This window comes from Sphingobacterium sp. R2 (assembly GCF_040760075.1).
Classification (GTDB): Bacteria; Bacteroidota; Bacteroidia; order Sphingobacteriales; family Sphingobacteriaceae; genus Sphingobacterium.
Map to the genome: position 1 here is coordinate 3,237,529 of NZ_CP142884.1, position 22,090 is coordinate 3,259,618.

Sequence of the window (22,090 nt, forward strand, 5' to 3'; positions counted from 1 at the left end):
GATTAGCTTTATGCCCGTTAGAAACTATACATACTACGATTACACCATCAGCTTATGTCCAACATGCCTTTCGCGTGTTGGTGCAAAGATTATTATTGAGGATGAACAGGTTTTTATGACAAAAAACTGTCCTGAGCACGGATTTTTCAAAACGCTGATTGCTACCGATGTGGACTATTATAAAAATATTCGAAATTATAATAAGGCTTCGGAGACACCTTTGAAATTTGACAATGAAGTACATTATGGGTGCCCTTACGATTGTGGCCTATGTGTCGATCATGAGCAGCACAGTTGCCTGTCGATCATTGAGGTGACCGATCGCTGCAATTTGACCTGTCCCACCTGTTACGCCATGTCTTCTCCCCATTATGGACGGCATCGATCACTGGAGGAGATTGAGCGTATGTTGGATAAAATTGTAGCAAGTGAAGGCGAACCAGATGTGGTTCAGATCAGCGGCGGGGAACCAACCATTCACCCTGATTTTTTTAAGATTTTAGATATCGCTAAAACGAAACCCATCAAGCATCTGATGCTCAATACGAATGGTATCCGGATTGCCAATGATCCCGGTTTTGCGGAGCAACTTGCCACCTATGCGCCTGAATTTGAAGTCTATCTTCAGTTCGATTCCTTTCGCCCATCAGTGCTTGAGAAATTCCGGGGCAAAGATCTTTCGGATATTCGAAAAAAGGCTATTGAAAAATTAAATGCACTCAATTTAAGTACAACCTTGGTCGTCGTCTTGGAAAAAGGAACCAACGATGATGAAATAGGAGAAATATTGGATTATGCCTTAAAACAGCAATGCGTTAGGGGGGTAACTTTCCAGCCGGTAGAAATTGCGGGTAGAAATGCGACCGATGCGCATCATCATAAAATGACGCTTACTGAAGTACGTCAAGAAATATTGAATCAGTGTCCATTGTTGGATCCTCACGATATTATCCCTGTACCTTGCAATCCAGATGCGTTGGCTATGGGCTATATATTGAAGATAGGAGATGAACGGATACCGTTAACCCGACATATTGATCCTGCTCTGCTGTTGAATAATCAGTCGCGCAACACCATTGTCTATGAGCAGGACAAGGGGGTACAGATGCAGTTGCTCGATATTTTTAGTACAGGAATTTCCGTAGACAGCGTCAAACCAAAAGTTAATCAGCTGCTTTGCTGTCTGCCAGAGGTTTGTGCTCCCGATCTCGACTACGATAACCTTTTTCGCATCATCATCATGAATTTTATGGATGCTTACGATTTTGACGTTCGCGCTGTCAAAAAATCCTGTGTGCATATTGTCAATAAAGATTTGAAGATAATTCCATTTGAAACAATGAATTTATTTTATCGTGATGATAAATTGAATCGTTTGGAAGAACTTAAATTATCAGAGGCTATTCGATTTTAGTGTTATATACGCTATTTTTGTCGAAAAAGCGGGTCAGGTCATTTTCTGGATTTTCCAGCTGCGTGTGGGGCACTTGGCTTATGGATCGGAGCGAAAAAAGCGATAATAAAGTAAGCAGTATGAAATTGGGGATTTTTAAGCATTTAGTTTTTGTTGTCAGCCTGTTGGCTTTTCAGTTGTACGTCTCTGCGCAAGATTCGGTTCAATTAAGGCGAACTTTGAGTATCGACCGGACGTCGCACGCCAACCAAAATAGACGGCCCAGTTCGGATTCAACCCGTGTCGGAAGCGATTCGTTGCGCAATGACTTGAAGAAGGTTAACCTGACTTTTCTAGCTAACATCCGCACATCTTCGTTAGCCGAATTTGTCGCGCAGTTGAATGAAAAGTCTAACGCTTACATGAGTACAGATGCGGGATCAGCGAAAGATAGTATTGCTGCAATAAAAAATAGTATTCAAGAAGAGATCCGCCAGCTGAAGTCCATTAAAGGCAGTATCAGTAATTATTCAACTAGTCTCAACGGTGCGCAAGATCAAATCAGAAACCTGATCAGCCAATACAATATCAATGCCAACAACCATAGCCGTGCATACCAGTACCTCGATAACGCACAGGCTAAACTTGCGGTTAAGATGGACTCCCTAGAGCAGATCAATCGGACCATCGATGAACTGATTGTAAAGAATCAACGGCATTTGGTTCGATTAGATGATGTTGATGCGCTAAAAGGGGATATTAAGCGGGTAGATACGGTAGCAGGCAAGCGTTCAATCTGGAAAGCGAATACGACTGCAATTTCAAAGGATGTGCTAATTAATAATATCCGTACAAATTACAGCAATAATAGTTCGATCGATAAATATGTCAATAGGACAGACTGGGCAAGCCGTATCCTGCTCATTATACTGGGTTTGGGCTATTGCTATTGGATAGCACGGGTGTCCTATATTCTTAGACAATATGATCCTGAACATCAACTTGCTATTGATGCTATTGTCGGGAAGACAATCATTTTTCTACTGACTTTATTGCCTTTTGTAAACTTTTTTACGCCGAGTTTTATTTTGCAGGCTTCCCAGTTGATCATCCTGTTGATCTTTATGTTTTTATTAAGACAGCGTATGACAGGGCTACAGCGTAAAATAGCCATTATTCTCATTGTATTCTATGTACTTGATATTTTTGTCAATATAATTGTAAGTGATGATCTCTTCCCGAGGATCATTTGCATTGTTTTTAATCTGATTGCTCTTGGGCTCGTCAGTTATACAAAACGGCGCATAAAAAATGCGCAAAGTCCGGGATACATCAGCAACTTTATCTATGTCATTTTCGCTATTTTAAATATTACGGCAATAACATTGAATGTCATTGGTCATGTGGAGTACTCTCGGAGTTTCAGTATAGCCTGTGCCGTCGGTTTGGTGCAGTCGTTTACATTACAATACTTCGCAGACATGATTAAGGCTGATGTCCGTAATCAGTTTAAAAAGGATCGCCTCACGTTGGGGTTCTGGATGCGGTTCAATGAGCAGCGCACGTTGGTGATCATCACTCAGTTTCTTCGGGTCGTTTGTATACTTTTAGCAATCATCGTGCTAGCCAATAATCTGCAGTTTATTGAAACATTATTGGCCGTTAGTGAAGTCTTTTTTGGTAAAGTTCGCAGTATTGGTAGTATATCGTTCACATTGGGTAATCTTGTTGTGGCTATCTTACTGCTTTTAGTTGCGCAGTGGTTTCAAAAAAATATTAGTTTAATCGTACTTGGAGGCGAAGACGGCCAAATTAGCCAGGCCTATAATCAGAAGATGACGCTATTTCCGCTATTTCGGTTGGCAATTATTCTAATTGGTTTTTTTATGGCGGTTTCTGCGCTGGGTATGAGTTTGGATAAATTGACCGTTGTCATTGGAGCGCTGAGTGTTGGTGTCGGTCTGGGGATGCAGAATATCATCAATAATTTTGTGTCAGGTATTATTTTGGTTTTCGACAAGCCCTTTCGGGTGGGGGATCAAATTGAGCTTGCCGATAAAAAAGGGCGTGTTAAGGAGATCGGTATACGTGCCAGCGTTTTAAAAACGGGTGATGGTGCTGATGTTATCATTCCAAACGGTGATTTGCTTTCAGGAAGGCTTGTCAACTGGACCTTATCCCAAGAATACAGCAAGACAAGTTTTGTGCTCCACATCGATCGGAAAGCAGATTTGGATCAAGCCAAACAATGGATTAAGGACGCGATGGAAAGTAGCGCTCATTTTATCAAAGATAGAGATAGCGGCATCAGTATACAGGATATCAGTGAAGAGATGATTTATCTGAGCGTGTCCGGCTGGGTAAACTCTGCTGGCAATACCTCAGCCTTTAAAAATGATGTATTACTCATATTATATAAAAAATTTGAAGCGGAGGGTTTGAAGTTCTACAGTGTGGTGCCGCCCAAAAGTTAATTCAATCCATTGACTTTCTGTGGACGAATGTATTCAATCTTTTGCTTTAAGGACTTGATTTAATCAGCTGGGTTCGGTAATACAACGGACTGAATCCTTTGGCACGTTTGTAGAAATGTGAAAGATGGCTCTCGTCTGTAAATCCGAGTTCTGCCGCAATCTGCTTCAGTGTGTAAGCCTTGGATTTTAGTCGGTTTTCGATAAGCTCGATTCGGTAGGTATTGATATATGACCTTAGGCTTGTGCCAAAGTTTTTCTTAAAATAGATACCAAAATAGGAAGGAGCGATATTGAATTTCTGAGCCAGGATACTGACTTTGAGTTTTTCAGGTGAAAAGATATAGCGATGGATGTAGGCCGAAATGGATCGATCACTATATAATTCATGCTGCTGGGGCAAACGTTGCGCCTCCGATATCTGTTTATAAAGCCCAAATATGGCAATAAGTTGGTCAAATAGCCAATCAGAATGCTGGCTAATAGCCGTATCAGCATATAGTCGGACAGCTTCCAGCACATGCGAAAAAATCAGACGATAATGTTCGTCAATATTCAATTTGCGCTCCTTGAGGCCTTTATCGTTCATCAGCTCCATGACCCATGAATAAAGCTTTTGGTTCCGTATGTTCTGCAGGAAGTAGCCGTCTGTAAACAAAATAAATAAGAAATGTGTCTTTTTCTCAATTTTAAAATAATGCATGTCTGCTGGACTAATCAGGAAGATATCGCCACGCTCATAATTCAGTTCAAATTTATTAATCACATGTGTTCCTTTACCCGAACGAATATAAACGAGTTCATAGTAATTCTGTTCGTGCGGTGGCAGGTGAAAGCTATCCTCGATAAATTCACTGATCCGTAGCGGTTCAAACTGTTTTTTACGCATTACTTTTTGGGTCTGAGCATTGCTAAATATACATAAAAATAATGTATTTGTACATGTTTTTGCCTGTTGTACTATTGCACCTTTGTGTCGGATAAATTGGTATTAAACATGGTTAATTTTATAATGATTGCATTTTGTATCGCGGCAGGCATGTTGTTGCGGAGAACAAATTTAATTCATTCCGAAGCACATAAGGGCATCAATACCTGGATTCTTTATTTTGCATTGCCAGCAGTATCTTTTAAATATATTCCAAAGATCGCATGGTCTTCACAATTGCTGTTTCCTGTATTTTCGGCCATACTCGTTTGGGCAGGTAGTTGGTTATTTATGGAGCTATACTGTAAACGTAAAAACTATAAGCAACGTTCGCGCAGCAGTTTGGAACTGGCCGCAGGATATAGTAACACCTCTTTTATCGGTTTCCCCCTGATTATTGCTTATTTCGGTGAGACACAGTTACCCATAGCGATTATTTGCGACCAAACGACTTTTATCCTGCTTTCTACAGCAGGAATTATCAATGCGCTGAAAGCAAATGTACATGAGGGGGAAACTATTGATGCAAAATTTATGCTCCGAAAGCTGGTTAGCTTTCCGCCTTTAATCGGTTGTACTGCCGCCTTGCTGCTATCTCAATTTTTTGATCTATCCATTGCCAAGCCTTTTTTTGATAAGCTTGTTGCCACAGTGGGACCCTTGGCATTATTCTCTATTGGTCTGCAGCTTAAGTTTGATGGCTGGAAGCAGCAGGCATCGCAGATTAGCACTGCAATAACCTATAAATTGATTTTAGCACCGCTGCTTGTCTGTTTATTTGCTTTATTGTTGGGCGTAAAAGGTTCCATTGCAAGGATCAGCATTTTTGAAGCAGCCATGCCGACTTTGGTAACTTCAGGTATTATTGCCGAACAATATCATTTAAATACGAAACTGGTCAATCTGGTCATCGGCTTTAGTATCCTCGCCGGATTGCTGACCACCTTAGTCTGGGACTTTGCCCTTCGCATATTGTTTCCCTAATAGCAGGTGCATGAAAAGAAAAAACTCCTTCGATACGTGAAGGAGTTTTTTCTTTTGACTATTTGCTATGTGTGTCAATCCATTGGCGCGCATTGACAAATGCTTCAATCCAAGGCGAAACTTCATCTTGGCGTCCTTTCGGGTAATTTGCCCAATGCCATTGGAAAATCGAGCGTTCAATATGTGGCATAGTAGCCAAGTGGCGACCAGTCTTATCACAGATCATCGCGGTATTATAATCTGAACCATTTGGGTTGTGCGGATAGTGTTCGTATCCATATTTTGCGACAATATTATATTGATCTTCAGCATAGGGAAGGTTGAATTTTCCCTCACCATGTGAAATCCAAACACCCAAAGTACTTCCGGCTAACGTCGATAACATCACAGAATTGTTCTCTTGCACCTTTACGGAAACGAAGTTTGACTCATGTTTGCCTGAAATGTTGTGCACCATTTTTCCGTGTATTTCATGCTCAGGATTGATCATTTCGAGTTCCATAAATAATTGGCAACCGTTACATATACCAACAGAGAGCGTGTCTGGGCGAGCAAAGAAATCCGTTAGCGCTTTTTTCGCTTTCTCATTGTAAAGGAATGCTCCGGCCCAGCCTTTTGCTGATCCGAGTACGTCGGAGTTAGAGAAACCACCTACAGCACCAATAAATTGGATGTCTTCCAATGTCTCACGACCCGCGATCAAATCGGTCATGTGAACATCTTTTACATCAAAACCTGCCAAGAACATGGCGTTAGCCATTTCGCGTTCGGAGTTGGAACCTTTCTCACGAAGAATGGCCGCTTTTGGACGTTCCTTAATGCTGTCGATCACTGGTTTCTTACCCTTGAATTGGCTTGGGAAAGAAAAAGTTAAAGGTTGTTTTTTATAGTTATCAAAGCGTTCTTGTGCTGTTCCATTTTTAGATTGCTTTGAATCCAAAAGGAATGATGTTGTAGACCATACATCACGTGTTGCTGCGACATCAAAGCTAAATACCGCTTCTTGATTTTTAATCGTTACCGTATTACCTTCGATCACCTGACCAATTTTAACCGCGTCCACAGCAGCTTCCTTGACAATCGCTTCAAAAGCAGCGTCGTCTTTCGCCTGCAGGACAAGTGCAATATTCTCATTAAAGAAGGCTTTTACGCTATCAGATTCATTTAATGCTGAAAGGTCATAGTTGGCGCCAAGATTAACATCGGCAAAGGTCATTTCCAATAAGGTGGTAATTAAGCCACCCGATCCGATATCGTGACCAGCTTCGATCTGTCCTTCGTGAATTAATTGCTGTACAGTATTGAATGCTGTTTTAAAATAAGCAGCATCCTGAATGGTCGGTACCTCAGTACCCAATTTATTGATGATTTGTCCAAATGACGACCCGCCCAATTTGAACTGATCTTTTGATAAATTGATGTAATAGATCGATCCACCCGTTTTGTTCAGCACAGGTTCAACCACTTTGGTGATATCAGTACAGTTTCCTGCGGCAGAAATGATCAAAGTGCCTGGGGCAATGACGTTTTCGCCGTTTGGATATTTTTGTTTCATCGACAAGGAATCTTTTCCTGTTGGGATATTAATCCCTAACGCAATGGCAAATTCCGAGCAGGCTTTAACAGCTTGGTATAAGCGGGCGTCTTCACCTTCATTATTGGCTGCCCACATCCAGTTGGCCGATAGGGAGATTCCTGCAAGGCCATTTTTGATCGGAGCAAATACAATATTGGAAAGCGATTCGGCAATAGCCGTTCGGCTTGCTGCGGCCGGATCCACTAAGGCAGCAACAGGGGAGTGACCTATTGTTGTCGCAATACCTTCTTTACCTTTATAGTCAAGTGCCATTACACCAACGTTATTCAACGGCAATTGCAATGGACCAGCACATTGTTGTTTGGCAACACGGCCACCAACACAACGGTCGACTTTGTTGGTTAACCAATCTTTGGAAGCAACAGCTTCTAATTGCAATACTTGGTTTAAGTAACTTGGAATGTTGGTTGCATCATAAGCAAGGTCAGCGTAGTTACGAACTACGGTTTTATCGTGCATGAAAGTTTTTGGCGATGAGCCAAAGAAATCTTCAAGGGCATAATCCATTGGTTTTTCACCCGTACTTTTTGATTCGAACGTAAAACGATGGTCGCCAGTAACATCACCCACGGTGTACATTGGTGCGCGTTCGCGATCGGCAACACGTTTTAAGATGTCAATATCATCTTTAGCGATCACAAGTCCCATACGTTCTTGCGATTCATTACCAATAATTTCTTTTGCTGATAGTGTAGGGTCGCCTACAGGAAGTGCATCCAGATCGATTACCCCCCCGGTCTCTTCAACAAGTTCGGAAAGACAGTTTAAGTGACCACCTGCACCATGATCGTGGATAGAGACAATGGGGTTATGATCGGACTCTACTAATCCACGAACAGCATTCGCTGCACGTTTTTGCATTTCGGGATTGGAACGCTGAATTGCATTAAGCTCAATTCCAGAACCAAATGCCCCTGTGTCTGCAGAAGATACAGCAGCTCCACCCATTCCTATGCGGTAATTTTCACCGCCCAAGATAACGACTTTGTCACCGGTTTTCGGTGTATGTTTTTTCGCTTGATCCAGTTTTCCATAGCCAACACCGCCGGCCTGCATAATGACTTTGTCGTAACCAAGTTTACGGCCATCCTCTTCATGCTCGAAGGTCAATACAGAACCCGTAATTAAGGGCTGACCAAACTTATTACCGAAGTCAGAAGCACCGTTGGAAGCTTTGATCAGGATGTCAACTGGGGTTTGGTACAACCATTGACGCTCTTGCATCGCATTTTCCCAGGGACGCGTCTTGTTGAGTTCTTCTGCTGAGCCAGTTAAAGTTCCGGCCTGAAGGTCAAATTTATTTTGTTCCAATCGCGAATAAGCAGTCATGTATACGGCTGTACCGGCCAATGGAATTGCACCTTGGCCGCCCGCCATACGATCCCGGATTTCGCCACCCGATCCTGTCGCTGCGCCGGAAAATGGCTCTACAGTAGTGGGGAAATTGTGCGTTTCAGCTTTAACAGATAAAACCGAATCAAAAGGTTTTTCTTCGTAAAAATCAGGTTTGTCGGCAGATTTAGGAGCGAACTGTGTGACACGTGGACCTTTAACAAAAGCAACGTTATCTTTATAAGCCGAAACAATCTCGTTGGGATTAATCTCAGACGTCTTTTTGATCAATTTAAACAGGGAAGTCGGTTGTTCTTCGCCATCAATGATAAAGGTACCATTGAAAATCTTATGTCTACAGTGTTCAGAATTGGCTTGTGAAAAGGCGAATACTTCAGAATCTGTGAGCAAGCGGCCTAACTTGGTCGAAAGTTGATTAAGGTAACCAACCTCTTCGGCATTGAGGGCTAGTCCTTCTGCTTTATTGTAGGCATCGATGTCTTTGATTTCCACTATCGGTTCTGGCGTGATGTTGACAGTATACATATCCTGCGTCAGCATGCTGAACTTTTGGGAAATCATTGGATCGAAGTCAATGAAATCTTCTGACACCGGCTGAAATTCTTCAATGCGAACAATGCCGTCAATACCCATGTTTTGTGTGATTTCTACCGCATTGGTACTCCAAGGAGTAACCATCGCAGCGCGGGGTCCTACAAAGTAATGGTTAAGGTTTTGGTCGTCTAGTTTTTTGGCGTTGCCGAATAGCCAGTTGAGTTTAGTAATGTCTTCTTGTGATAAAGAGTTTACACTTTGAACACCATATACAGTGTTCGATGGGTTCTCAAAGAAATGAATCATTATAAATGTTTGTTTTGAACGTTCTTCAAATTAAAGCACAAAGTTACATATTATTTTGGTGGAAATGATCGAATTTTGATTAAAAAAAAGGTGTGTATTTCCCCTGTTGCGTTGGGTTATAAATTCGTTTAACGGTAAATTGGCGTTGGATATAAACGCAAATTTATCTAAGTTTGTGGATCAAATCAAATTCGAGATGAATATTTCATATAATTGGTTAAAACAACATGTTAATATAGATTCAACTCCAGAAGAACTCTCTTTAATTCTGACCAATACAGGATTGGAAGTAGAGGCTTTGGACGTTGTACAGAGTATCCCCGGTGGATTAGATGGCTTGGTGGTTGGTGAAGTGAAAACTTGTGAACAGCATCCTAACGCAGATAAATTGCGCGTAACTACGGTTGATGTCGGCGGACCGGACTTGTTGCACATTGTGTGCGGCGCTCCAAACTGCCGCACAGGCTTGAAAGTTATTGTTGCTACGGTAGGTACTACGTGTCATCCATTGACAGGGGAGCCTTTTAAAATTACTAAATCCAAAATTCGTGGCGAAGTTTCCGAGGGTATGTTGTGCGGGGAAGATGAAATTGGTTTAGGAACATCCCATGCAGGAATTGTGGAGTTGCCGGCTGAAGTGGCTGTAGGGACTTTGGTGAAAGAACACTTCAATGTCCAGGATGATTACCGTTACGAAATTGGTTTAACACCAAATCGTGCAGATGCAGCTTCGCATTTGGGAGTTGCCAGAGATATTGCTGCGCATTTCCGTGCGCAAGTTTTAAAGGCAGATGTTTCTGCATTTGCGGCCGGAAAGGCTGAGGGAACGACAGTTGTCGTGGCAGATGCGCAGGCCTGCCCGCGTTACAGCGGTATTAATATTACTGGTGTTCGCGTTGGCGAATCTCCAGATTGGTTGAAAGAGAAATTAAATGTGATCGGTGTACGTCCGATCAATACTATTGTCGACGTAACGAATTATATCCTGCACGACTTAGGGCAGCCAATGCATGCTTTTGATGCCGATAAAATTGCAGGGAATAAAGTTGTTGTTCGCCTGGCGACAGAAGGTGAAAAATTTGTTACGCTTGACGGTGTTGAGCGTACCTTATCTGCAGAGGATGTAGTGATTGCGGATGCGGAAAAACCGATGTGTATTGCGGGTGTCTTTGGCGGCGCACATTCAGGTGTATCAGCCGAAACGACCAATGTATTTTTAGAATCGGCCTATTTCAATGCTGTTTCTGTACGGAAGACCTCCAAAAGGCATGGCTTAAAGACAGATTCTTCGTTCCGTTTCGAACGCGGTACTGATCCGAATATTACGGTTGAGGCGTTGAAACGTGCGGCATTATTGATTCAGGAAATTGCGGGTGGAACAATTTCATCGACGCTTAAAGATGAGTACCCCGTCGAGGTCAAACCGTTTTCGTTCCACGTTAGCTATGCAAACGTGATTCGTTTGATCGGGCAGGAGATTCCAACCCAAGAAATTAAATCTATTATTGTTGCACTTGGCATTGAGGTAGCTGCTGAAACGGAAGAGGGCCTTGATGTGCTGGTACCGGCTTATCGCGTTGACGTAACACGTGAAGTGGATGTTGTCGAAGAGGTATTACGGATTTATGGCTACAATAACATTGAGTTGAAGTCGCAAATTAAGGCATCTTTGAATACGGTCGAAAAGCCTGATAAGGAAGTTGTCTTGAATCAATTGGCCGATCTGCTCATCGCTAATGGATTTCGTGAGATCCTATCCAATTCATTGACGAAGCTAGATTTTGTCGATGATAGTGATACAGCGGTTAAGCTGTATAATCCATTGAGTTCGGATTTGGATACGATGCGTCAAAATATGGTTTTTTCGATGCTGAATGCTATTGAATATAATCAGAAGCGCAGAAATTTTGATCTAAAGTTCTTTGAGTTCGGTAAGACCTATGCATTGGATGGTGAAGGTTATAAAGAAACACAGCACCTTGTTTTTGCGATGGCAGGCAAAAATGAGCCAGAGCAATGGAATAGCGAGAAAGATGCGGTCAATTTCTATCACCTCAAAGCAGCCGTAGATACCTTTATCAGACGGCTGAAAATTGAAGGTGTTCAAATACAAGATACGTCGAGCGCACATTTTGCTTATGGCTTGGACTATATGAAAGGCCAAAAATGCTTGGTTTCTTTTGGTGCGGTAGCCCAGAACGATTTGAAAAAAGCGGATGTGGAGGGGCAAGTTTTCTTTGCTGACTTTGACTGGGATGTTTTAATGAAAATTATTCGTAAAAACAGTATTCAGTATAAAGAAGTTTCGAAATTCCCGGCTGTACGCCGAGATTTGTCGCTATTGATCGATGAAAATGTAAGTTTTGATAAGTTACATTTGGTGGCTCAAAAAACCGAGCGCAAGCTTTTGAAGGCTATAAATGTGTTTGATGTGTATAAAGGTAACAAAATTCCGGAAGGGAAAAAGTCTTATGCTCTGAGCTTTATCTTACAGGATGAAGAAAAAACACTGAATGATAAGCAAATTGATGCAATAGTTCAAAAATTAATTGTTAATTTTGAGAAGGAACTAGGCGCGGAAGTGCGTGGTTAATGCGAGATACAACATTAATTGGTAATATTCAATTTATAATATGGCAACATTGTCTTCACAAATGAATCTGATCGTTGAGAAAACGAAAAATTTAATTCAATTGTGCGAAGTCTTGCAAGAAGAAAATGATTTGCTTAAATTAGAGGTACAATCTTTAAAGGTAGCTTTCGATGCGAGCAACGATAAAAGCAAGCAGTTGGAAGAGAAGGTTAAAGCACTGGCGGTGGCCCGTACTTTAGATTCAGAAACGGATAAAGATGCAATTAATGAAAAAATACTTGACACAAAACAAAAAATTAACGATTTTGTGCGGGAAATAGACAAGTGTATTAGTTTGCTGAAGTAGTAAGGATACGTGAAGTCGGATTCATTCAAACGAATACAACGTTAAAAAGCTCAAAGAAATGGGAGAAATTTCCATAAAAATAAATATCGCAGATCGTGTTTACCCGCTTCGTGTGGAGAGCGCGGAAGAGGAAGTAATACGACATGCTGCGAAATTGATAAATGAAAAAATAAAGGAATTGCAGGAAAACTATACTGTGCGAGATAAGCAGGATTTGTTGTCCATGTGTGTATTGCAATTTGCGACGCGTATGCTCAATGCCGAGCGACAGTCCCAAAATCACGAAGTGGGTTTGGAAAATTCAGTGCAGGAACTTGATCAGTTGTTGACGGATTTCTTTAAAAAATAAATTTACGTTCTTTATATTTAGAGCTTAAACGACGAATTTGCCGCAATTAAATTCGGGTTGTCACTATTTTAAACTTAACGCTTCAATATTACAGGCGCAAAAAGATATAGGCCATTTTGCGAAAGCCATCTGGGTCACAATCTAAGCCTAATTATGTAATCTCGAAGTTTAATAATACATGATACCTGTTTAAATTTAATTGCGGTTTTTTTTTTGTCATGAAGTCCTCAGGGGCGCATCGCGCTCGTAAGCTTTTGGCTAGATCAACTCTCAGGATTGAAAAGGACGAATGATGATTTTATGGAAATTGGAACACAGATTAGGATTTAATTAATAAAAACAAACATAAATAATACAATTATACATACATGGACATCGCAATTTATAGCATAATTTCTCTGATTGTTGGTGTTGTTATAGGTCGTTATCTATTGGTTCTGTTGTTTAAAAAACAAGAACAGGAAGCCAAAGATAAGGTAAATAGCATACTGAAAGATGCAGAGCAGGAAGGGGAACTCATCAAGAAGAAACGCCTGTTGGAGGCTAAAGAAAAGTTCCTTCAATTAAAATCTGAACACGAAAAAGAAGTGAACCAACGTAACAATGCCATCAATCAAAAGGAAAATACGTTGAGACAAAAAGAGCAGTCAATTAACCAAAAACTGGAAAACATCAACCGCGATAAGCAAGAGGTGGATACAAAGAAAAAGCAATTGGATAAGTTGGTTGAGTTGAACGAAAAGAAATCCGAAGAAGTAGAGTCCTTAAAATTACAGCAGATTAAGCAACTGGAGAGCATCGCTGGTGTAACTGCAGACGAAGCGAGAAACCAATTGGTAGATTCTTTACGTGAAGAAGCGCGTTCACAAGCTATGATTCAAATCAAGGATATAGTGGATGAGGCAAAACTGACGGCGACTAAAGAGGCTAAGAAGGTAGTAATCCAAACGATCCAACGTACAGCTACTGAATCGGCCATCGAAAATACCGTTTCAATTTTCAATATCGAAAATGACGAAATCAAAGGCCGTATTATTGGTCGTGAGGGACGTAATATTCGTGCGCTAGAAGCTGCAACAGGAGTTGAAATCATCGTAGATGATACCCCGGAAGCAATTATTCTCTCTGGTTTTGATCCGGTACGACGCGAAATTGCGCGTCTGGCCTTACACCGTTTGGTAACCGATGGTCGTATTCACCCAGCCCGCATTGAAGAAGTGGTCGCAAAAACACGGACTCAAATTGAAGATGAGATTGTAGAAATTGGCGAGCGTACAGCGATTGATTTAGGAATACATGGTTTGCACCCCGAATTGATCCGTATGGTAGGACGTATGCGTTACCGTTCGTCTTACGGACAGAATCTTTTACAACACTCTCGTGAAGTGGCTAATTTTGCGGCAACAATGGCTGCAGAGCTTGGCCTGAATGTTAAGCACGCAAAGCGCGCAGGGTTACTACATGATATCGGTAAAGTGCCTGATGATAATCCTGAGTTGCCACACGCTATTTTGGGAATGCAACTTGCTGAGAAATACAAAGAACATCCTGATGTATGTAACGCCATCGGCGCTCACCACGATGAGATCGAAATGACAGCCTTAATATCTCCGATCGTTCAGGCTTGTGATGCAATTTCTGGGGCACGCCCAGGTGCACGCCGCGAAGTGGTAGAAAGCTATATTAAGCGTCTAAAAGAGCTGGAAGATTTGGCGCTATCTTACCCTGGTGTTGAAAAAACTTTTGCAATACAAGCTGGACGTGAGCTTCGTGTGATCGTGGAAAGTGAGAGAGTATCTGATGCGCAATCGGAAATATTGGCCGCGGATATTTCCAACCGTATCCAAACGGAAATGACTTATCCGGGACAAATTAAAGTTACTGTTATCCGCGAGACGAGATCGGTGTCTTACGCAAAATAGACCTGTCAAGCGCAACACTGCGAATAAAAAAGCTCCAATCTGCTGATTGGAGCTTTTTTATTATCCGAAAAATTGAATTAAATCTGCTACGTTATGCGGCTGTAGCGCACGAAGGTGTTTCATGACTTATGGCAGACTTAAAAATAGCGAATATTATTAGTGTACAGGGGTAAGGCAAGCACAATATTTGTTAAATTTGCCAAATGAAACAAAAGAAGAAAGTGCAAGAAGCCGAACCTTTACGCCCCGTAGATAAGTATTTTGCGGAGCTGGATGCTAATTTTCAGGATCCGACTAACCGTCTGATTCAGGCCATCTTTTTGCCGTTATTATTTTTTGGAATCATGGGTGCGATCTGGATGATTCCATTTCCGCAATTCGAATTCCTGGTAAAACTCAATTGGCATACTTTTTTAAACTGGGGCTCTTTCTTCATTGCTATTGTCATTTATTATTATTTAAAGCTGTCGGCAACCTTATCTTATGCGATATTATTCACAATTGGGGGTATGAGCTATTTTATCGTACAATTGGAGCATGTACAGCGAGATGGTGGACCAGCGGTCATTTGGGTGTGTCTTGGCATTGCACTAATTTCTATTATTGCTCTATTTCTCGGAAAGGGGAAGGAGAAAGGGAATATTACCGGGCAGCAGTTTCTCCAATTTTTATTGGTTGGACCGATATGGCTGTGGCATTTTGTATTTAAAAAATTGAAATTAAGATACTAGTTGAACGATCCTGAGGTGCTGATCGTGCGCAATAGGATCGAAGCTAATGCGTGAAACTATCAAAAAAGCCAAATTGCTTGCAATTTGGCTTTTTTGAGCTTTGGCAATACCTGTGTCGCATTTATCGCGATGTAGCTGCTGCTGTCCGCAGCTAACTTTTGTAATTAAACCATTTGATAATTTCCTTTAGATTAGCCTTCTTACCATAGATCAGGATGCCTACGCGATAGATCCGTGCAGCAACCCAAGTCACCAACAGGAATGTTGCTATGAGCAGTGCCAATGAAGTGAGGATCTGCCATAAAGGGACGCCGAAAGGTATGCGTACCAGCATGGCGATAGGTGAGGTGAACGGAATAAAGCTCAACCAGGTTGCAATTGGACCATTGGGATCATTGATAATAACGCCGAATGAAAGGATGTACGTTAATAACAACGGCATGGTAATGGGCATAGAGAATTGATTGGCCTCGGTTTCATTATCGACAGCAGAACCAGCAGCTGCGAAAATCGCACTGTACAATAGATAACCGGCGATAAAAAATAGAAAGAAAAAAATGATGACTTCGGTAAAGTTAAAGCTTTGTATCGAACTAAGGATGGCCGCTGATCCATTTTGCGCCATTGCTTTTGAAACAGTGCTCATGTTACCTCCTCCAGGCTGGCTCGCCGCTACCTCCTGCATGTCCTGAGGATTGACAAATAAGATCGTTGCGGTAATAAATAGGCCACTCGTAAGCAACAGCCACATGACAAATTGTGTCAGGCCGACCATACCGATTCCGACAATTTTGCCCATCATAAGCTGAAAGGGTTTGACAGAGGAAATAATAACTTCGATGATGCGATTGCTTTTCTCTTCGATGATGCCTCGCATGACCTGGGCTCCATATAGAAATAATGATAGATAGACTAAGATAGCCAAAGCAACGCCCAGACCCATCGCGATGGCGGTATTGCTGTTCTTTTCTTCACCGTCGGCTGTTATTTCTTTGGCATCAATGGCCACTTTAGGTTTAATCGATTGGATGATGTTTAGGTCGATACCCCTGGCTTTATATTCCTTTTCACGGATGATTTCTTCCAGTTGCTCAGTAATGATCTCCTGTGTGACAAAACTGGTCTTTCCGCTCGTAATAAGCTCCGCTTTTTGGCTGGATAAAATGTCTTTGGGAATATAAAGAATCGACTGTTTTGCTTCACTTTTGGCAAGCTGCGCTTTTTGTGCTTGGAGACTGAGTGTGCTAACTGTATAACTTACATTTTTATTATTTTGGAGTTTGCTTGCAAAGTCGCCTTGTTCATCTAAGACAAAGACTTCGCTGTGCGAATCTTTAAAGCTCTTTTTGGTGAGATAAAACATGCCTGCATATAGGGCGAAGAAAAATAGTGGCACGGCAAAGGTCATGACAATAAAGGATTTTTTCTTGACTCTAGACAGGTACTCTCTTTGGATAATTAGTAGTATTTTATGCATGATTGTTGACTATTGGTGAGGCTTGGGTAACTTTTTGAATAAAAATATCGGCCATGGAGGGGACGATTTCGATGAGTTGATTGAGCTGTATACGGGGTATTAAATGCATTAACACTTCATTGATATGAATATTGTTATTTAACTGAATTGTAGTGGTATATGTTTTGTCGATCATTTTTGTGTCAATGACTTCAAACTGGGGGTTATGGGACAGAAGAAAATTATCTTCGGCTGTTGTATATTCTAGTTTATAGGTGTGATTACGGTATTCTTTTTTAATGGTTTGCACAGCACCATCCAATATTTTTTTTGATCGGTTGATCAGGGCTATATTATCACAGAGTTCTTCTACGGTTTCCATTCGGTGCGTGGAGAAGATGATGGTTGCACCTTCTTGATTCAAACGGAGTATCTGTTCTTTTATGATATTGGCATTGACCGGGTCGAATCCCGAAAAGGGTTCATCCAGGATGATCAATTGTGGTTGATGGATGACTGTAGCAACAAATTGTACTTTCTGCTGCATTCCCTTGCTGAGATCTTCTATTTTTTTGTCCCACCAGGAGGTGATGTCCAAACGTTCGCACCAATTTTGAATGCGCAGCAGTGCTTCTTTTTTTGAAAGTCCTTTCAGTTGTGCCAAATACAGCATTTGATCGCCAATTTTCATTTTTTTGTATAACCCGCGCTCTTCTGGTAAATAACCGATTTGTGCAATATGCTTAGGGCCCAAAATCTCGCCATTAAACAATATTTCACCCGAATCGGGGGCTGTAATTTGGTTTATAATACGGATTAGTGAAGTTTTTCCGGCACCGTTCGGCCCCAGTAGTCCAAAAATTTTTCCCTTGGGAATTTGAATGGAAACATCGTCCAATGCGCGGTGATTGGCGTAATCTTTGGTGACATGATTGATTTCGAGTAACATGTATTGAAGGTTTAATTTTAATTCTTACGTTAAGTTTGATAAAGCTTGCTATCGCTTAATGACTGATTGCTATTGATAGGTTAGTATCATTTTCCGCTGAATTGTTACAGCACTGTAGAAAAATTTGTTTTGAGCGTTTTTTTAATCTTACACGTATACCGGCTTCTTGTATTGGCACGATGGTAAATATTGCGCTTGCGATGTGACTGCTTTGGCAGTGGCGTAGTCATTTAGACAGTTGCTTGAGTGGAAAGTTAGAAATAATTGCGCACATTTTGTTCCTCATCTTACAAAATGGGAAATAAAGCTTTTTTATGGGATAGAAGCTGTACAAATCTTGTCAAAGGGATTGATTTAACGTACCTTTGCTCCATGGAAGTGAAAAAAGCCGAATTCGTGTGTAGTAACACGAGAGTTGACAAATTACCAGCACCAACTTTGCCGGAGTATGCTTTTATCGGACGTTCGAATGTCGGTAAATCATCATTGATTAATGCGATGACCAACAAAAAAGGACTTGCCAAAACCTCTCAAAAGCCAGGTAAGACCCAGTTGATCAATCATTTTATCATCGACGACACGTGGTATCTGGTGGATTTGCCAGGATATGGTTTTGCCAAAGCCTCAAAGACGAGTCGTAATGAATGGGAAAAGTTCATCCGCAGATACTTAACTCATCGGGATAATTTGCAATGCGTTTTCGTGTTGGTGGATAGCCGGCATGAACCACAAAAGATCGACCTGGATTTCTGCTATTGGCTTGGAGAATGCGGGTTGCCTTTTATGTTGGTTTTCACCAAGGCCGACAAGCAATCGGCAGTGAAATCCGATGCTAATGTTGCGAAGTTTAAAAAATCATTGCTACAATGGTTTGAGGAGGTCCCACAGATTTTCCTGACCTCGGCGGAAAAGAAAATAGGACATGAGCCTATTTTGGACGCTATTGCTGAAGTTAATAGCCGATTTGTTCCTCCTGAGCTGGATGGAAACGGACAGTTCCAGCCTAGATTTTAAGTTCGGATGAAAAAATATTTGTCTTTAGTTTTATTCGCCCACAGTGTATTTGCATTGCCATTTGCCTTTATCGGCTTTTTTTTGGCACTGCATACAACGGAATATGCCTTTTCGTGGAAATTATTAGTACTGATGCTTGTATGCATGGTAACGGCTCGTAATGCCGCTATGGCGTTCAATCGCTATCTGGATAGAGATATTGATGCGATAAATCCAAGGACGGCCATGCGTGATATTCCTTCAGGAAAGATTTCAGCGAATAATGCGCTGGTCTTTACACTTGTAAATTGCCTCATTTTTATAGGGGCGACGTATTTTATTAATTCTCTCTGTTTTATGCTGTCGCCAGTAGCGCTTTTTGTGGTACTTTTCTATTCTTACACGAAGCGTATAACACCGTTATGTCACCTTGTGTTGGGGGCTGGGCTGGGATTGGCGCCAATAGGCGCCTATATGGTGATTACCGGGCAGTTTGCAACAGTGCCAGTGCTTTATGGCTTTGCCGTGCTGACCTGGGTAAGTGGATTTGATATTATATATGCACTGCAGGATGAAGTGTTTGATCGGGAAAACCAGCTCAATTCTATACCGGTTTGGTTAGGGACGAAAGGTGCCATGCGCGTTTCGGAATGCCTACATGTGTTTTCTTTTATTTTTATTTTAATACCCGCATTTCTGATGCCGGTGGGCTGGATTTATTATTTAGGGGTGGTCTTTTACGGTGCCTTGCTGATTTACCAGCATACCCTGTTTTCATCGACTAATTTAAGTCGGGTTAATCGGGACTTTATGACAACCAATGGTTATGCCTCCGTGATTTTTGCGGTTTTCTATCTCTTGGATATCTGGCTGATCAAATAAACGTTTTAGCAAAAATAATAAAGGCTTTAGGAATTCCTAAAGCCTTTATTATTTTTGCGTCTAAACCAACACACATGATATGAAGAAAAGTATTCTTTTTGCCGCGATTTTAGGTATTTCATTAACATCACGGGCACAAAAGCGGCCGACTTATGTGATTCAATATAACCAAAGTTTCAATGGAAATGCAGCTGCCCATCAGAATGCCATTCTGGTTTATGCAAACGAGAAAGAGACGTTCGTCAGTTCAGAGAAAGAAATGCAGGGACTGTTGCAAGCACCCTACGAACGGGTTGTCGTGGATCGTTCCGGAGGTAATGCCTTACTTAAAATTGCTAAACTCAAAGACGGGTCAATCATTTTAACCAAAGATTCACTCGCGCTTTCGAAGCAAAAATTTAACACGACAGACGTGACTAAAACGATCTTGGGCTATCCGTGCAAAAAAGTTGAGACCAGCATCAATTCCAATAAAATAGAAGTTTGGTACACGGATAAATTAGGGGTAAAGGGTGCGCCGACGGAACTTGGTCAGAACCTTGGTTTGGTACTTGAGGTAATCCGTAATGGGAATACACGGACTTTTGCCACCAGAGTTGAAAAAGTAAAGACGATACCGGATCAACTGCGGCTAAAAGGAAATGAAAAATTGTACGATGAACTCGCTTATAAAGATCTGATCTGGAAGAATCGTTTTGTCCAAATACCTGTTTTTCGGAAGGAACGCATACGTTTTTCAGATGATGTAAAGTCGGATTCTATTTTGCGTTTTGCCAATGGAACTGTGTTGGTGAAAAAGGTGAGAATCCCAAAAATAAAGACCAGTGACAATGTATTTGTGCAGTTGGTGGAACAATCAAAAGGTGATGCCTATGATCGCACCGGTTCAGTTTTTATCATCCCGACCAATAAAGCGCAGAGCTTTTTGGATGGGATGAAAAATGGCGTGGGCACCCTGCCGAAGTATGAGAATGGAAATGGTAAAGCTTATCAAGGTGTTGTGAAAACAGCTTCGTTTGAACCCATTGTGGAATTGATGCGTTTCTTTACACCCTTTGGTGTTAAGCAATTTAACTATCTTCAGTTAAAGGATAAGGTTTGGCAGGACTCGGTGCTGTACCGTCAAGATGTATCTGAATTAGCAGGTATGCTAAGCGGACAGGAGGTTTATGTGGGGGCCTTTATTGGTAACTATGATAAAGAGGGACATGAAGTGAGCGTTGAGTTGACGATACATCCTGGCTTCGATGCTGCGTCACAGGGCAATCTGAAAAAGACGATGTCTTTATTTACGACGACCAATGTCATGGAAATGGGAGGTCAGGAGTATGGATCTATGTTCGATGAGGAGAAGGGCTTGAGAGTATCCTTTCATTTGGACCAAGACGCTAAAAATGTGCAATTACGCTATATTACCACTGGTCATGGGGGCTGGGGTAACGGTGATGAATTTGTGCCTAAGGAAAACCGTATTTTCCTCAACGATTCGCTGCTTTTTAAATATACACCTTGGCGCAACGATTGCGGGTCTTATCGATTGTTTAATCCAGCTTCAGGCAATTTTGCTTCCGGCTTGTCTTCCTCTGATCTGAGCCGTTCCAATTGGTGTCCGGGTACCTTAACGCCACCCATTTACATCGACTTGGGCGATTTAAAAGCGGGCGACCACACGATGCAGGTACAGATTCCACAAGGAGCTCCTGAAGGAACGAGTTTTAGTAGCTGGAATGTAACGGGTACTTTGTTATTCGATTAATGATTTTTTCATCGCTGTCATGTGCCATCGTATGGGGATACATGACAGCGATATTCCCTCATTTTTATTACAAGGATTAAAGAGGATAAGCGGTCTCGCTTTTAGTTTCCGATAATACAAAGTAGGTCTGTACGGTGTTCACTTGAGGTAATACCGCCAGACGATGTCGCAAAAAAATATGGTAGGCATCCATATCTTTGGTGGCGATACGCAACATAAAGTCGTAAGAACCCGCCATTTGGTAGCATTCCATCACCTCGGGAAATTTAGCTACTTCTTTTTCGAATTCATTCAACACTTCAAATGTATGTGCTTTAAGAAAGACCTGAGAAAATGAAATCAGCCCAATACCAATCTTATGACGGTCTAAAATAGCGACCGTTTTTTTAATATAGCCTAAACGCTTAAGTTTTCGAACGCGTTCGTGAACGGCTGCGATAGATTTATTGAGTTCAAAAGATAGCGCTTTGTTGCTCAGTGATGCATCCTGTTGTAGAAGACGTAATAATTTTACATCGATTTCATCTAATTCCATAATCTGAATATT

At 41.5% G+C, this 22,090-nt stretch carries 16 protein-coding genes; 11 read left to right on the forward strand and 5 right to left on the reverse strand.

Annotation, left to right across the window (positions count from 1 at the left end):
* The first annotated feature begins 10 nt into the window (after positions 1-10).
* Complete coding sequence (locus VXM68_RS13365) at positions 11-1,414, forward strand: radical SAM protein (RefSeq protein ID WP_367208973.1); 1,404 nt, start codon at positions 11-13, stop codon at positions 1,412-1,414.
* A 119-nt stretch (positions 1,415-1,533) separates the two neighbouring features.
* Positions 1,534-3,867 (forward strand): mechanosensitive ion channel domain-containing protein, encoded by a 2,334-nt coding sequence (locus VXM68_RS13370; RefSeq protein WP_367208974.1) that lies wholly within the window; start codon positions 1,534-1,536, stop codon positions 3,865-3,867.
* Positions 3,868-3,913: 46 nt separating this feature from the next.
* Here VXM68_RS13370 and VXM68_RS13375 read toward each other — a convergent pair whose 3' ends face one another.
* Positions 3,914-4,753 (reverse strand): AraC family transcriptional regulator, encoded by an 840-nt coding sequence (locus VXM68_RS13375; protein WP_367208975.1) that lies wholly within the window; start codon positions 4,751-4,753, stop codon positions 3,914-3,916.
* A 108-nt stretch (positions 4,754-4,861) separates the two neighbouring features.
* Between VXM68_RS13375 and VXM68_RS13380 the strand changes: the two genes are divergently transcribed.
* On the forward strand, positions 4,862-5,776 hold the full coding sequence (locus VXM68_RS13380; RefSeq protein ID WP_367208976.1) for an AEC family transporter: 915 nt from the start codon (positions 4,862-4,864) through the stop codon (positions 5,774-5,776).
* A 58-nt stretch (positions 5,777-5,834) separates the two neighbouring features.
* Here VXM68_RS13380 and purL read toward each other — a convergent pair whose 3' ends face one another.
* A complete protein-coding gene (purL, locus tag VXM68_RS13385) occupies positions 5,835-9,566 on the reverse strand; it encodes a phosphoribosylformylglycinamidine synthase (protein WP_367208977.1) in 3,732 nt (1,243 codons plus the stop codon).
* Between the two features lie 196 nt (positions 9,567-9,762).
* On the opposite strand from purL, the gene pheT reads away from it, so the two are divergent.
* From pheT to VXM68_RS13410, 5 genes are all read left to right on the forward strand, one after another.
* A complete protein-coding gene (gene pheT, locus VXM68_RS13390) occupies positions 9,763-12,159 on the forward strand; it encodes a phenylalanine--tRNA ligase subunit beta (RefSeq protein WP_367208979.1) in 2,397 nt (798 codons plus the stop codon).
* Between the two features lie 40 nt (positions 12,160-12,199).
* Positions 12,200-12,505 (forward strand): hypothetical protein, encoded by a 306-nt coding sequence (locus VXM68_RS13395; protein ID WP_209575649.1) that lies wholly within the window; start codon positions 12,200-12,202, stop codon positions 12,503-12,505.
* Between the two features lie 58 nt (positions 12,506-12,563).
* Positions 12,564-12,854, forward strand: coding sequence for a cell division protein ZapA (locus tag VXM68_RS13400; RefSeq protein WP_121123591.1), 291 nt, complete (start codon positions 12,564-12,566; stop codon positions 12,852-12,854).
* A 368-nt stretch (positions 12,855-13,222) separates the two neighbouring features.
* Positions 13,223-14,776, forward strand: a complete 1,554-nt coding sequence (gene rny / locus VXM68_RS13405; RefSeq protein ID WP_209575647.1) for a ribonuclease Y — start codon at positions 13,223-13,225, stop codon at positions 14,774-14,776.
* 203 nt (positions 14,777-14,979) lie between these two features.
* Positions 14,980-15,507 carry a hypothetical protein gene (locus VXM68_RS13410; protein WP_293955227.1) on the forward strand — a complete coding sequence of 176 codons (528 nt, stop codon included), beginning with the start codon at positions 14,980-14,982 and terminating at the stop codon, positions 15,505-15,507.
* Between the two features lie 151 nt (positions 15,508-15,658).
* Here VXM68_RS13410 and VXM68_RS13415 read toward each other — a convergent pair whose 3' ends face one another.
* Together VXM68_RS13415 and VXM68_RS13420 are read right to left on the reverse strand one after the other, a co-directional pair.
* Positions 15,659-16,984 (reverse strand): ABC transporter permease, encoded by a 1,326-nt coding sequence (locus VXM68_RS13415; RefSeq protein WP_293955224.1) that lies wholly within the window; start codon positions 16,982-16,984, stop codon positions 15,659-15,661.
* Positions 16,977-17,912, reverse strand: a complete 936-nt coding sequence (locus tag VXM68_RS13420) for an ABC transporter ATP-binding protein (RefSeq protein ID WP_367208980.1) — start codon at positions 17,910-17,912, stop codon at positions 16,977-16,979. The genes VXM68_RS13415 and VXM68_RS13420 overlap by 8 nt, the downstream gene beginning before the upstream one ends.
* A 372-nt stretch (positions 17,913-18,284) precedes the next feature.
* On the opposite strand from VXM68_RS13420, the gene yihA reads away from it, so the two are divergent.
* From yihA to VXM68_RS13435, 3 genes are all read left to right on the forward strand, one after another.
* On the forward strand, positions 18,285-18,926 hold the full coding sequence (gene yihA / locus VXM68_RS13425; protein ID WP_293955221.1) for a ribosome biogenesis GTP-binding protein YihA/YsxC: 642 nt from the start codon (positions 18,285-18,287) through the stop codon (positions 18,924-18,926).
* A gap of 6 nt (positions 18,927-18,932) precedes the next feature.
* A complete protein-coding gene (locus tag VXM68_RS13430; protein WP_312362059.1) occupies positions 18,933-19,787 on the forward strand; it encodes a 4-hydroxybenzoate octaprenyltransferase in 855 nt (284 codons plus the stop codon).
* Between the two features lie 79 nt (positions 19,788-19,866).
* On the forward strand, positions 19,867-21,543 hold the full coding sequence (locus VXM68_RS13435; RefSeq protein ID WP_367208981.1) for a PNGase F N-terminal domain-containing protein: 1,677 nt from the start codon (positions 19,867-19,869) through the stop codon (positions 21,541-21,543).
* Between the two features lie 76 nt (positions 21,544-21,619).
* Here VXM68_RS13435 and VXM68_RS13440 read toward each other — a convergent pair whose 3' ends face one another.
* A complete protein-coding gene (locus VXM68_RS13440; protein WP_209576076.1) occupies positions 21,620-22,081 on the reverse strand; it encodes an Lrp/AsnC family transcriptional regulator in 462 nt (153 codons plus the stop codon).
* Positions 22,082-22,090: the final 9 nt, after the last annotated feature.

Bases quoted from the DNA above. Each gene is read 5' to 3' on its own strand.
- VXM68_RS13375 (WP_367208975.1), bottom strand. From the start codon at position 4,753: ATGCGTAAAAAACAGTTTGAACCGCTACGGATCAGTGAATTTATCGAG.
- VXM68_RS13435 (WP_367208981.1), top strand. From the start codon at position 19,867: ATGAAGAAAAGTATTCTTTTTGCCGCGATTTTAGGTATTTCATTAACA.
- VXM68_RS13410 (WP_293955227.1), top strand. From the start codon at position 14,980: ATGAAACAAAAGAAGAAAGTGCAAGAAGCCGAACCTTTACGCCCCGTA.
- VXM68_RS13380 (WP_367208976.1), top strand. From the start codon at position 4,862: ATGGTTAATTTTATAATGATTGCATTTTGTATCGCGGCAGGCATGTTG.
- yihA (WP_293955221.1), top strand. From the start codon at position 18,285: ATGGAAGTGAAAAAAGCCGAATTCGTGTGTAGTAACACGAGAGTTGAC.
- VXM68_RS13395 (WP_209575649.1), top strand. From the start codon at position 12,200: ATGGCAACATTGTCTTCACAAATGAATCTGATCGTTGAGAAAACGAAA.
- rny (WP_209575647.1), top strand. From the start codon at position 13,223: ATGGACATCGCAATTTATAGCATAATTTCTCTGATTGTTGGTGTTGTT.
- pheT (WP_367208979.1), top strand. From the start codon at position 9,763: ATGAATATTTCATATAATTGGTTAAAACAACATGTTAATATAGATTCA.
- VXM68_RS13365 (WP_367208973.1), top strand. From the start codon at position 11: ATGCCCGTTAGAAACTATACATACTACGATTACACCATCAGCTTATGT.
- VXM68_RS13370 (WP_367208974.1), top strand. From the start codon at position 1,534: ATGAAATTGGGGATTTTTAAGCATTTAGTTTTTGTTGTCAGCCTGTTG.
- VXM68_RS13430 (WP_312362059.1), top strand. From the start codon at position 18,933: ATGAAAAAATATTTGTCTTTAGTTTTATTCGCCCACAGTGTATTTGCA.
- VXM68_RS13400 (WP_121123591.1), top strand. From the start codon at position 12,564: ATGGGAGAAATTTCCATAAAAATAAATATCGCAGATCGTGTTTACCCG.
- purL (WP_367208977.1), bottom strand. From the start codon at position 9,566: ATGATTCATTTCTTTGAGAACCCATCGAACACTGTATATGGTGTTCAA.
- VXM68_RS13420 (WP_367208980.1), bottom strand. From the start codon at position 17,912: ATGTTACTCGAAATCAATCATGTCACCAAAGATTACGCCAATCACCGC.
- VXM68_RS13415 (WP_293955224.1), bottom strand. From the start codon at position 16,984: ATGCATAAAATACTACTAATTATCCAAAGAGAGTACCTGTCTAGAGTC.